Source organism: Thalassotalea insulae (assembly GCF_030161395.1).
GTDB classification, from domain to species: domain Bacteria; phylum Pseudomonadota; class Gammaproteobacteria; order Enterobacterales; family Alteromonadaceae; genus Thalassotalea_E; species Thalassotalea_E insulae.
On the sequence record NZ_BSST01000001.1, the window covers coordinates 1,231,625 to 1,244,689 of the forward strand.

Sequence of the window (13,065 nt, forward strand, 5' to 3'; positions counted from 1 at the left end):
TTCTCTTACCGTAATTTCAAGGTTGCTAAACCTATCAGTACTAACACTAAAGAAATAATCCAAAACCTAACAATCACTCTCGGCTCAGGCCAACCTTTTAATTCATAATGATGGTGAATCGGCGCCATTCGAAAAATACGTTGGCCGCGTAACTTGTACGAACCAACCTGCAAAATAACTGACACGGTTTCCATAACGAACACGCCGCCCATGATAAATAACACCAATTCTTGTCTCACTAGAACGGCAATGACACCTAATGCCGCCCCTAGCGCCAATGAACCAACATCTCCCATAAACACTAACGCCGGGTATGTGTTAAACCATAAAAAGCCGATGCCAGCACCAACAATGGCAGTACAAACCACCACTAACTCACTGGTCATCGCAATATGGGGAATATTTAAATAAGCAGAAAAATTGACGTTACCGGTAACATAAGCAAAAACCGCAAATGCCCCAGCCACCATAATAGTTGGCACAATGGCTAAACCATCTAAACCATCAGTTAAATTAACCGCGTTACTGGTACCAACGATGACAAAATAGGTCATTAAAATATAAAACAAACCAAGCTGTGGCAGTATGTCCTTAACAAAAGGAATAATGAGCGAAGTCTGCTCAGGTGTTTGTGCAAGATAATATAAGAAAAATGCCGTAGCGAAACCGATAATGGTTTGCCAGAAGTACTTCCAACGAGCAATCAAACCGTTCGGATCTTTTCGGATCACTTTGCGGTAATCATCGACAAAGCCAATAATACCAAAGCTGACGATAACAAACAGTACCACCCAAACATAACTGTTAGTCAGGTCCCCCCATAACAATACACTGGAAACAATCGACGCTAAAATCAAAATCCCCCCCATGGTAGGAGTACCGGATTTAGATAAATGACTTTCCGGGCCATCATCACGTACGGTTTGACCGATTTGCATCCGTTGTAATGCCCGGATCAATTTGGGCCCAAAATACAATGAAAGCCCTAATGCCGTTAAGGTCGAAACGATGGCGCGAAATGTCAAATAAGAAAAAACATTAAAGGCACTAAAATATTGTGTCAGGTATTCCCCTAGCCAAAGTAGCATTATACGGCACCCTCTTTTAGGCGGTTTTCTTGCCAACGAATAATATCGTTGACCACGTATTCCATATGAGCACTACGCGAACCTTTAACGAGTATTGAAATCTGTTGCTGCTCATCAGCTAACAAGGTTTGTAAATGAGCCAGGAGCTTATCACGCTCACTGAAATGCTCCCCGCGACCATTGGCCGAAGAAAAGGCATCCGCGGTACTTTGGCTTAACACCCCTATAGTTAATAAGTCATCGATTTCTCTTTGACTGGCATATTCACCCACTTCCTGATGATAACTACGAGCGTCTGAGCCTAACTCCCCCATATCTCCTAAGATCAAAATCTTACGTCCAGGGTAGCTCGCCAGTAAATCGGTCGCCGCTTTGATTGATTCAACATTGGCATTATAGGTGTCATCAATCAGCTTAAAGTTTTCATTCAGTTGATGGAGATTTAAGCGCCCTTTTACCGGGATCATTTCTGCAAGCCCTAAGCGGATATCATCTAATGATGCGCCAAATTCTAGCGCTATCGCCGCTGCTGCAACCGCGTTACAAACATTATGACGCCCCGGCACACTGAGCTCAATAAAACATTCACCGGCATAAGTTTTCAAGGTAAAACTAGCACAGCCATTTTCATCTAAAATAGCATTTTCGCTGTAGCAATCTGTGGCATTAAAACAGGAAAAACGGCGAACATTTTTGTCGGTCAAACGCCATTGCCATTTATTTGCTAGTTTACAGTCCTGATTATAAAGCGCGACACCATCGGCTTTTAAGCCTTCATAAATTTCGCCTTTTGCACGGGCAACACCGCACAAATCACCAAACCCCTCTAAATGGGCCGCAGCGATATTGTTAATTACCGCAACATCAGGTTTTACCAGACTGGAAGTGTACGCAATCTCGCCCATATGATTCGCGCCGAGTTCAACCACAGCAAAATCATGTTGTGGCTCTAACCGTAGCAAAGTTAACGGCACTCCAATATCATTATTAAAATTACCTTGGGTAGCCAAGACATTACCGAGACGCGCTAAAATTGCCGCCACCATTTCTTTCACTGTGGTTTTGCCACTACTACCGGTAATGGCAACGGTTTTTGGCGCCACTTTCTCTTTGACATAAGCCGCAATTTTACCCAATGCTTTATGAGTATCTGCTACCACTATCTGAGGAACAGGTAACTGGCAATCATGGTCAACAATCACAGCCGCACACTGTTTATCAACGACCTGATTTAAAAAACGATGACCATCGAAATTAACGCCTTTTAACGCTAAAAACAGATCATTAGCTAATAAAGAGCGACTATCTGTCACTATCTGTTTAACCTTAGCGTCTTCACCAACTAAAGTGCCATCAATCGCTTGAGCAATTTCAGATAATAATAAAGGGATCATGACAGCGCTCCATGAGCATAAGTAGAACGAACCAGTTCACGCTCGTTATAAGTCAATTGTTGATCGCCGATAATGACATAATCTTCATGGCCTTTACCGGCCAACAGTACGACATCATCGGGTTTAGCTTGTGTTAACGCCGCTAATACCGCTTGCTGACGCTCTAACATCACATTAATTTTCTCCGGTTGCTGGCAGCCAGCCAAAACATCTTTAACAATCTGCTCAGGAGACTCAGTTCTTGGGTTATCATTGGTAATAATGATCTGATCACTATGAATCTCAGCAATTTTCCCCATAAGTGGCCGTTTTCCACGGTCTCGGTCGCCGCCACAACCAAATACCACCCAAAGTTGTCCCTGGCAATGCTGGCGACAAGCCTTTAACGCATTCTCCAAACCATCAGGGGTATGGGCATAATCAACTACCGCTAACGGTGCATTGTGCCGGCTAAAGGCTTCCATTCGCCCAGGTATCGCGGTTAATGACTTCACTGATATTGCAATATCACTTAGCGAGACCTTGGCATGAATCAGCACCGCAATTGCAGCCAGTAAATTATCGACATTAAAATCACCGATTAACTGACTATGAATAGTGACTTCACCTAAATGGCTAGACAGGGTAAAGGTCACACCGCTATGTTGATGGCTGATAGCCCCCGCATAAACAAACTGCTGATACTGTTTAACCGTTTCGCTACGACCATAAACAATTAAGTTTTTCTTATTATGCCAATGGGTTAACCATACTTGTGCCGTTTGATCATCACCATTGACCACAGCGATTTGTTCGCCGTTATCACTGAAAATTTGAAATTTTGCTTCAGCATAATTTTCCATGCTTTGGTGATAATCTAAGTGATCCCGGCTAAGGTTGGTAAACACAGCGACATCAAACAAACTGGCTTGCACCCTGGCCTGCACCAATGCGTGAGAAGAAACTTCCATTGCCACTGCACTTTGCTGCTGCTCTGTAAATTGTTGTAGCCAACGCATCAACTCTGTTGCGCCTGGCGTCGTATTTTTTATCGCGGTAAGTTGATCGATTTGTCCGGCACCATTAGTACCTATCACTGAGCAAGGTTGATTATTTGCGCTTAATAACTTGGCAATTAACTGACTGGTGGTAGTTTTGCCGTTAGTGCCAGTAATACCAATCATCATCAATTGCTGGTGCGGATGAAAATAGAATGCACTTGCCAATGTAAATAACTGCTGATTAAGCTGATAGAACTCAATAATGGCAACTTCAATTCCTGACGTAGACGGCTTAGTAGTAATAGTGCCATGTTGCGCACTGTGCTGACATTCTACTAAGATCAAATGACAATCTGCCGCTAATGCCTGAGCAATAAAATCACGGCCTTTGTTTGCTGTACCATTAACGCCACAAAAAATATCCCCTGCGGATAATTCCCGGCTGTCATTGACTAAATGCCGTACTTGCTCACTTAGTGAAAGTTCAAGATCAATACCAAATGGTGCCAACCACTTACTGATCGTCTTACCGTTAGAGCTAAACATTAGTTAACTCCTTAGTTTGATTAGCATCAGCAACTGTCGTTGACGACTGATCCGGCGCGATATTGAGCAAGCGTAACGCCCCTTTCATTACCCGGGAAAACACTGGCGCAGCCACTTCGCCGCCATGATATAAATCACCACCTGGCTCATTAATCACTACCACAACCGCAAGTTCCGGCTGAGTTAGTGGTGCAATGCCAGCAAATAATCCGACATAATCATTACCATAACCACCAGCGACGGCTTTAATCGCGGTTCCAGTTTTACCTCCGACTCGATAACCGGCCACTTTGGCTAGCGGAGTATGTTCGTTAACTACCGCTTCCAGCATAGGTAACAATTTCGCGGTATTAGCTTTTGAAAAAATTCGCTCAGATGCTAGAGGTAACACTTCATTTTGACGTTCATTATCGTCTTGCTGTTTTAATATGGTTAACGGTTGTTTAATGCCGCCGTTAGCGATGGCGGAATAAAAACGCGCCAATTGCAATGGCGTAGCAGCCACACCATGACCCCAGGATAAAGTGGCCAATTCAAATTTCGACCAGCGACGACGCTCATGCATAATGCCTGAACTTTCACCAATTAAACCAGTGCCGGTATTTTCACCAAAGCCAGCATCAAAAAATTTATCCAACAAATATTCTTTCGGTACCGATAACGCTAGCTTAGTAGTGCCCATATTAGAGGAATGCACTAAGATATCGGTAATACTGAGTTTGCCACGATTAATTGGATCACTTACTCGGCTGCCGCCTAGACGCATCCAGCCTGGAGAGGTATCAATAATACTGTCAGCTTCGACACTGCCAAATTCCATCGCCGTTAATGCCGTTAATGGTTTAAGGGTTGAACCCGGCTCATAAAAATCAGTGATCGCGCGATTTCGAAACCTATGTATTGCTGTATTACTACGGTTATTAGGATTAAACGATGGGCTGTTCACTAATGCTAAAATTTCACCACTATGAACATTAGTGACTACAACAGACCCTGAAGATGCTTTAAACGCTTTTACCGCACCTTTTAATTCCTGATAGGCTAACGCCTGAATTCGTTGATCGATACTTAAGGTTAAATCTTGTGGCGGTTTTGATTCGACATCTTCAAGCACTTCTACCCGATGTCCCTTCGCATCTTTTCTAAAACGCTTTTTACCATTTTTTCCTGTTAATAACTGGTTATAAACCCGTTCAACCCCTTCGATACCTTTATCATCAACATTAGTAAAACCAACGACATGGGCACTGATCTCACCTGCTGGATAAAAACGTTTCGATTCTTTTCTTAAGTGAATACCCGGAATTTTAAGTTGTTTGATATAACTTGCCATCGCTGGTGACACCTGACGCTCAACATAAACAAAGCGTTTGGCTGGATTACGAGTGACACGTTCTTTAATTTTATTAACATCTTTGTCTAAAACATCTGCCAAAGCCTGCCAGTGATCCACCATAGCCAGCGCATTGTTTTCCATGATAATTTTCGGATCTGCCCAAACGGTTTCTACCGGTACGCTAACCGCTAATTCATGGCCATTACGATCAACAATAGAACCACGATGAACCTTGCTTGACGCTGTTCTAAGTGAGCGCATGTCTCCTTGTTTTTTCAGCATATCCGGTTCAATCACCTGAATATATGCGGTACGGGCAGCTAGACCTGCATAAACAAGCGCAATTACAGCTAGCACGAGGTAAAACCGCCATGCTACTGTTGTTGGTTGATATTTTGCTGCCTTTTTATTCACACTTGCCTTCGTTTAATTCCTGACAATCACTTCAGATTGCGCCGTTGGTTTCACCATGTTTAATAATTTTTCAGCCTTGCTTTCAATCGCACTATGTTCTGCCAGGCTATTTTGTTCGAGTAACAAGTTTCGCCACTCAATGTCTAATTCATCCCGTTCCGTCAACAATTGCTCCAGTTCACTGGTGCTCTGACGATTTAAGTGGGTAAAATAAATCACGGCAAAAGCCGAAATTACCACTAAAAACAACAACACATAGGATAATAAGTGTTGCTTAATGTCATGCCAGACCTCAAAAGCCAATACGACCTTTGCACTTGCCATAACTATTCCGCTAATCGCTCCGCAACTCTCATCACGGAGCTGCGAGAACGGACATTTTCTGTCACTTCCTGCTGAGACGGTTTTTGTTTACGTCCGATTAAAGAAAGTTTCTTCCCTTTATTCAGTTCTGCTTCGCTGATCGGCATGCCCCGTGGTACTTGCTTGCCTTGCGACTGCTTTTTCATAAACTGCTTCACCAGGCGATCTTCCAGCGAATGGAAACTGATCACTACTAATCGTCCCCCTGGTTTTAAGACATTTAGTGACGCATTTAGTGCTTTTTCGATCTGTTCTAATTCACTGTTAATATAAATACGGATCGCCTGAAAACTGCGGGTAGCCGGATGTTTCTTAATTTCCCGCTGTGGCGCAGTTTTTTTGATCAGCGCAGCTAACTCACTGGTACGCGTTAATGGTGATTCCTCCCGGGTATCGACTATCGCGTTGGCGATACGCCAGGCATGCTTTTCTTCACCAAAGGTTTTCAACACCCAGCTAATATCTTCAACATCAGCACTTGCTAACCACTCGGCTGCCGTTTGCCCACGCGTAGTATCCATACGCATATCGAGCGGTCCATCTTTCATAAAACTAAAGCCCCGCTCAGCTTCATCAAGCTGTGGCGAGGAAACACCTAAATCAAGCAGAATGCCATCTACTTGACCTAATAACTGGTGTTTTTCTGCGATCTGTTGAAGATCGGCAAAGCCATGATGTTCGATGCCAAAACGAGGATCATCAGCAAATTTCTTCGCTGCTTCAATCGCTGTAGGATCTCGGTCAATGGCTATAAGTCGCCCTCGATTTGAGAGCTTAGATAAAATAAGTCCTGAGTGGCCGCCGCGACCAAAAGTACAATCGATATAAATACCGTCTGCTGTTATCGCGAGTCCTGTAATTGCTTCGTCAAGCAACACAGAAATATGAGACTTATCTGTATGCATTTTTATAAACGCCGTATTGTTATATTTCTATTGGTTATAAAGACAGATCAAGTAATCGTTCTGTTAACTCAATTTCACCTGACTGTATCTTCGCTATACCTTGCTGCATTTGATCTTGCCAAGCCTGTTCACTCCATATTTCGAACTTCTTAAGCTGACCCACTAACATAATATTTTTTTCTAACCCGGCATGATTGCGCAACGGACCATTAATCAATAAGCGACCACTCTTATCAATATCACAGTCGGAAGCATTACCAAGTAGTACTTGCTGTAACAGTCTTTCCTGTGAGTTCATACTAGATAAACTACAGAGTTTTAATTCAATTTCTTCCCATTCAGGAAGCGGATAAAGCAATAAACAAGGGTGTTGGATATCAACAGTACAAACCATTTTTCCCTGGCAATCAGCAAATAGCTCTTCGCGATACCGAGTTGGTATCGTGATCCTATTCTTGCTGTCGAGCGTAATTGCGCTAGTGCCTCTAAACATAACCTTGTTTTTATTTTTGGAATCTACTTAGATCCACATTTTCCCACTTTTCTCCACATTGCTACAGTTTAGTGAGTAAAGTAAAGTTATGTCAAGCAAAGAATTGCTATTTTGATCGCCACGATCACTAATAAAATTAGGGCTTATAAGGAAGTTGATGTTTTTGTGGGGTTTTGTGGATCACTCACCCATATAATAACAATTTTTTATTTTTTTCTTGAAATTTTTGCCATTTTCAACAGGCTAACGGGTAAATATTTGATATTGATGTGGGATAATCGCAAGTGCTAATTCCTGCCCTTGCTGATATTGTTGTTCGCTATAAAAACTCAAATGCTCAAAGACTAGTAATGGATCTTTGTTAATGCTGCTCAACAAATAATGATAACCTTGCCCTGTTATACTGACATAGCTTATTTTCGCATTGGCCTGAGCATCAGGAATAACAACGATAGCTTTAGGTTTTACCAGTAAATAATGCTGGGCATCACTATGACCATTATCGCTATTAAGGCTAACTATGCTGTTGTCATCTATCGGACCGAGCGCACTGCGCCATTGCTGTTGATGATAATCTAATGGTAGCCAGCTACCAATCTGAAGAAAATCTGCCACTTGCCAGCTATCAGGCTGTTGAAAAACGTCACTTGGCGTACCAGCCTGTAACAATTTCCCCTGATCCATTACCGCAATTTTGTCAGCAAAGGTAAAGACTTCATCTTTATTGTGGGTAACAAATATTGCTGTCATCTTTAATTGTTTTAATAAACTGCGTAGCTCTAACATTAACTCATTACGTAGCCGGGCATCTATGTTGGAAAACGGTTCATCAAGCAAGAGTAGCTTAGGTTGTGGTGCCAACGCTCTGGCAATAGCCACACGTTGTTGCTGCCCACCAGATAATTGATAAGGATAACGCTTCGGATATTCAGATAATTGTAATAAGGTCAGCAATTGTTCAATACGTTGTTGCTGCTCTTTTTTCGGTAAATGACTGATACCAAAAGCGATGTTCTGTGCAACAGTAAGGTGGGGAAACAAGGCATAATCTTGAAAAATCATACCAATACGTCGTTGCTCAGCCGGCATCGCATATTGCTCAGAAGCGATTACTTGCTCCGCCAATTGGATTTGACCACAACTATGCTCAACAAAACCTGCGATGGTATTAAGCAAGGTAGTTTTGCCACAGCCACTTGGCCCTACCAGACCTAAAATATCCCCTTGCGCTAATGTTAAATCAATAGCATCTAAAATAGCTTTTTGTTGTAGTTGAACCGAAAGGTTGCTGACAGTGAGCAAGGTCTTCAAACGTTGTTCTCTTTTTTATTCAAATAAATTATCGGTAATAAGCCAAATAATACAATGAGTAAGGCACCTAATGCACCTTGTTCTAATTGTTCATCTGATATTAGCTGGTAAATTTGTGTGCTTAAGGTATCAAAATTAAACGGTCTTAATAGCAACACCGCCGGCAGCTCTTTCATTGCTTCAACGAACACTAATAACCAGGCGACAAATATCGATGATTTTAATAACGGCAAATGAACGGTTAATAAACTGCGTTTTAATCCAACACCTAAGCTTGCTGGTGCGACATCTAAAGACGCCGGAATTTGTTCAATACCACTGGCAATTGTGCCATTGGCTATCGCGGCAAATCGTACGACAAGGGCAAAAATAATAGCAAAAATAGAGCCTGACAGTAGCAGTCCAGGCCGAGCAAGATCCAATAACTTAGCAAGATCGTTGATCCAATGATCTATCGGACCAAAAGTTGCCAGCATTGCCATCGCCAGTACAGTACCCGGAATAGCATAGCCAACACCGGAAAGCTGCAAAGGCACGCTGCGCGCCGACGAATAATGCAAGCGTTTAAACAAAGCTAACAACAACGCAATTAGCGTGGCAAATGTTGCGGTAAAAAGTGACACTTTTAAACTGTTAATACCTGACCATAATAATTGCTGTAGCTGATTAAAGCTGGCGTAATCTATCGCCATTTTTATCAACAGGCACAGTGGCAAGGCAAACCCTGCAATGACTAATAACCAGCAAAATCCCGCACAACACAACTGTTGTGGCCAGGTTAATTGACGTATCTTAATATAATTATTTGGTCGATTAGACTGATGACGATGACCTGCTCTTGCCCTTTGCTCAGCAACTACCGCAAACAAGACAAACAACATTAACACGCTGGCCAACGCATTTGCAGTGGCTAACTCGCCGTATTCTAACCAGGTATCATAAATTGCTGTGGTCAAGGTATTCACAGCAAAATACTGCACGGTAGCAAAATCAGCCAAGGTTTCCATTAAGACTAAACTGGCTGCAACAGCAATGGCAGGACGCGCCAAAGGCAATGAAACTTTGATAAAACTTTGTCTGAGAGTAAGCCCTAAACTTTGACTGGCGCGGATTAATTGTTGATCCTGACTTTCAAATGCAGTGCGTACTAGCATATAGACATATGGAAACAAGACTAATGCTAACATTACCGCGGCACCGGTCAACGTTCTCATATCAAAGAACCAGTAATCACTCGGCGCTTGCCAGTGAAAACAACCACGTAAAAAACGCTGCACCGGACCGGCGTAATCAAATAAATCGGTGTAAAGGTATGCCACTAGATAAGCTGGCATGGCCAATGGTAGTAATAATAACCACCTCAGGTATTGTCGGCCAATCACTTGTGTTTGGCTAATTATAATCGCGCTTGGAATGCCAAATAACAGGCTAAAACCAACCACTAGCACTGACAAAATTAAGGTGTTACTAATGTAGGTAGGTAAAACACTTTGCCATAAATGGACAAATAATTCACCTGAGGCAAATAGCCCCGATAGCAGCATCACCAGCACAGGTGCAATTAGCACCAGTGCTACTAACCAACTGGTAGACTGCCACGCGTAATGTTTATTGCCCCGGATCAAAATACAATACTGTTAAAGGTCAAACTTTGCCTGATCAATTAATTTAATTGCCGCTTTGCGGTGTTTTGCAATTTGTTCTAACGATAAAGTATCCGCTTTAAACTTGCCCCAAGATGCCACTAATTTTGATACTGCTACGCCTGCACGTACAGGGTATTCCATATTAGTTTCGGCATACATTTTCTGCGCTTTTTCAGAGACTAAAAACTCCATTAACGCTATTGCATTGGCTTTATTAGGCGCATATTTTGCCAAAGCAACCCCTGAAATATTTACGTGCGCACCACGATTTCCTTGGTTAGGAAAATTAATATTGACCGCATCTGCCCACACTTTTTGTTTGTCATCCTTAAGCATCTTGCCAAAGTAGTAACTGTTACCTAAAGACAAATCACATAAATTTTGATGAATGGCCTGAACCTGCCCCCGATCACTACCTTGTGGTTTACGTGCTAAGTTAGCTTTTACACCATTTAACCACTCTAATGTTTTTGCTTCACCGTGCTCAGCAATCATCGACGCCACCAAAGCGACATTATAAGGATGTTTTCCACTGCGGGTACAAATCCGTCCTTTATACTTAGCATCCGCCAAATCTTCATAATTAATACTAATATTACCCAAACGTTTTGCCGAATAGATATTGCGCACCCGTGTTGTTAAACCAAACCAAGTATCATCTGTCGCCTGAAACTGCTGTGGTACTGCTTGTTCTAATACTTGAGAACTCACAGCCTGTAACAACTTTTTATCATGTAGCTCGACTAAACGGCTGATATCTGTAGTGAGCAGTACATCCGCAGGACTGTATTCACCTTCTCGCATTAAGCGCTCTGCCATACCTTTTTTTGCAAACACCACATTAACTTTGATGCCACTTTGCTTGGTGAAAACATCAAACAGAGGTTTTACCAAAAACGGCTGACGGTAAGAATAAACATTCACTTCTTCCGCCTGAACCATAAGGTTTGGCAGTATTACACTAACCAATAATAGGCAACGTCCTAATGCTTTTTTTAACATATCAATTCCAGTTTTATTCATTATTAAACGAAATGTCAGGCATAGCGCCCAAATGTGCTGCAAGCCTAATGAACAAAGCGCAAGCTGTCAACAATTTTGAGAATAGTTCTCATTTAACCCAAAATTAAACACTAACACCGTTAAACCTTAATACCAACAAAGCCTATTACCAATAGCCAGCAGGCAAAAAACAGCTTCAACTTAGTGGCAGATAAATAACTGACCAGAGTTTTTGCTAATATCCCGCCTAATACCGCCCCAGGGCCAGCAAATAACATCACTTGCCAGTAAACATTAAATGCGACTAACGTATGTTGAGCAATCGCTGACCACACGGTAAACGCCGATACTATCACTGCCGCTGCTACAGCCATAGTGACGTCGAAGCGGCGCAAAATCAGGTAAATAGCCAGTAATTCCCCTACACCAACCGACAGCCAAGCGGTAACACCACCACCAACTAAACTGATAACAACCAAGGCAAAATAATCCACCATTTTAATCTGACTGCGCTCTCTTGACGGCTTAACAAAATAAACACTAATGACAATAAACAAGCCAAGCACCAGTGAAAACCAGCTAAAGTTTTGATGTAAGCTCGAAGGAGCCTGAATTTTGTTGCCATAAACCAGCCACAGACCAAGGATAGCGCTAATAGCAGCAACACAAATAATACGTTTAAATCCCAGCCATAACCGTAATTCCGTTTTTTCGCTACGATAATGTCGCCACCAGGTCACAGCGCCAGCTGTCATACCAAAACACTGAATAGCAAAGCTAGTGGCAATAGCCTGAGACTCAGTAAATGCCAATTGATTAAATGCAGGAATAAAAACCACACCACCTCCTGCACCGGTCGAATTAGCAAAAATGGCACCAAGTACGCCAAGCAAACTAAACAAGCTATAGTTTGTTAGCTCTGTAACAGCTAACGAAGAAAAGTAAATTGCCACTAACCACAAGCTAAAAAAGCAAAATAGAAACTTGCGACGACTTAAGCGAACTGGCTCGGAGGAATTAAACATAGCTTAACGGTTAATTTGATAGCTGCTGTGCTTGTTGCTGCAAGTAGTCAATCGCTTCAGCCGATAACACGCTGGCAGAAATATAATTTTTTCCTGCTTGATGCGTAATAATCCAGCCTAGTTCAGTCTGTATTAAGCCATTAATATCTTGCCATAACAGTTGTTGTTGACCATAGAAAGAACGACTTTGAATCCCCTTATCATCTATCGTTAAAGTGATTTCATTATTAGCGGTTTTACCTAACATTTGCCTGACTAACCACCACGGCTTTTGATAGTAAACACTTAGCGCTTCCACCAGACCCAAAACAAAGATAAACCAGGCAACATAAGGATTGAGCGGGGTAAATATCACTAACACGCCGCCAAATAAGCAGAAAAACAATGCTTTGGCATAAGCGCGCCAAGAATAATCTTGGGTAACGGATTGCTCATAGCATTCGCTAAAATAAGCTTTATTTAACAAATAACGAGTAGAGTAATGAAAAGCTGGGGTCATAAATATTGAGCGGCTATCGACAAACAGCGCTTATCTTATATTGGTATAAAAATTCATTTTACC

At 42.2% G+C, this 13,065-nt stretch carries 12 protein-coding genes; all 12 read right to left on the reverse strand.

Annotated elements, in window-relative coordinates; genetic code table 11:
* Positions 1 to 5 precede the first annotated feature (5 nt).
* Positions 6 to 1,088: a phospho-N-acetylmuramoyl-pentapeptide-transferase gene (mraY, locus tag QQK06_RS05695; RefSeq protein ID WP_284243691.1), complete on the reverse strand. Its 1,083-nt coding sequence runs from the start codon at positions 1,086 to 1,088 to the stop codon at positions 6 to 8.
* Complete coding sequence (locus QQK06_RS05700) at positions 1,088 to 2,482, reverse strand: UDP-N-acetylmuramoyl-tripeptide--D-alanyl-D-alanine ligase (protein WP_284243692.1); 1,395 nt, start codon at positions 2,480 to 2,482, stop codon at positions 1,088 to 1,090. The genes mraY and QQK06_RS05700 overlap by 1 nt, the downstream gene beginning before the upstream one ends.
* Positions 2,479 to 4,008 carry a UDP-N-acetylmuramoyl-L-alanyl-D-glutamate--2,6-diaminopimelate ligase gene (locus QQK06_RS05705; RefSeq protein WP_284243693.1) on the reverse strand — a complete coding sequence of 510 codons (1,530 nt, stop codon included), beginning with the start codon at positions 4,006 to 4,008 and terminating at the stop codon, positions 2,479 to 2,481. The genes QQK06_RS05700 and QQK06_RS05705 overlap by 4 nt, the downstream gene beginning before the upstream one ends.
* On the reverse strand, positions 4,001 to 5,758 hold the full coding sequence (locus tag QQK06_RS05710) for a peptidoglycan D,D-transpeptidase FtsI family protein (protein WP_284243694.1): 1,758 nt from the start codon (positions 5,756 to 5,758) through the stop codon (positions 4,001 to 4,003). The genes QQK06_RS05705 and QQK06_RS05710 overlap by 8 nt, the downstream gene beginning before the upstream one ends.
* A 12-nt stretch (positions 5,759 to 5,770) precedes the next feature.
* Positions 5,771 to 6,082: a cell division protein FtsL gene (ftsL, locus tag QQK06_RS05715; RefSeq protein WP_284243695.1), complete on the reverse strand. Its 312-nt coding sequence runs from the start codon at positions 6,080 to 6,082 to the stop codon at positions 5,771 to 5,773.
* 2 nt (positions 6,083 to 6,084) lie between these two features.
* On the reverse strand, positions 6,085 to 7,026 hold the full coding sequence (rsmH, locus tag QQK06_RS05720; protein ID WP_284243696.1) for a 16S rRNA (cytosine(1402)-N(4))-methyltransferase RsmH: 942 nt from the start codon (positions 7,024 to 7,026) through the stop codon (positions 6,085 to 6,087).
* Positions 7,027 to 7,060: 34 nt separating this feature from the next.
* Positions 7,061 to 7,519, reverse strand: coding sequence for a division/cell wall cluster transcriptional repressor MraZ (gene mraZ, locus QQK06_RS05725; protein ID WP_284243697.1), 459 nt, complete (start codon positions 7,517 to 7,519; stop codon positions 7,061 to 7,063).
* A gap of 243 nt (positions 7,520 to 7,762) precedes the next feature.
* Positions 7,763 to 8,830: an ABC transporter ATP-binding protein gene (locus tag QQK06_RS05730; RefSeq protein ID WP_284243698.1), complete on the reverse strand. Its 1,068-nt coding sequence runs from the start codon at positions 8,828 to 8,830 to the stop codon at positions 7,763 to 7,765.
* Positions 8,827 to 10,455 carry an ABC transporter permease gene (locus QQK06_RS05735; RefSeq protein WP_284243699.1) on the reverse strand — a complete coding sequence of 543 codons (1,629 nt, stop codon included), beginning with the start codon at positions 10,453 to 10,455 and terminating at the stop codon, positions 8,827 to 8,829. The genes QQK06_RS05730 and QQK06_RS05735 overlap by 4 nt, the downstream gene beginning before the upstream one ends.
* Positions 10,456 to 10,467: 12 nt before the next feature.
* Positions 10,468 to 11,478 carry a Fe(3+) ABC transporter substrate-binding protein gene (locus QQK06_RS05740; RefSeq protein ID WP_431313639.1) on the reverse strand — a complete coding sequence of 337 codons (1,011 nt, stop codon included), beginning with the start codon at positions 11,476 to 11,478 and terminating at the stop codon, positions 10,468 to 10,470.
* Positions 11,479 to 11,618: 140 nt separating this feature from the next.
* A complete protein-coding gene (locus QQK06_RS05745) occupies positions 11,619 to 12,503 on the reverse strand; it encodes a sulfite exporter TauE/SafE family protein (protein WP_284243700.1) in 885 nt (294 codons plus the stop codon).
* A 10-nt stretch (positions 12,504 to 12,513) separates the two neighbouring features.
* Complete coding sequence (locus QQK06_RS05750) at positions 12,514 to 13,002, reverse strand: YcxB family protein (RefSeq protein WP_284243701.1); 489 nt, start codon at positions 13,000 to 13,002, stop codon at positions 12,514 to 12,516.
* Positions 13,003 to 13,065 lie beyond the last annotated feature (63 nt).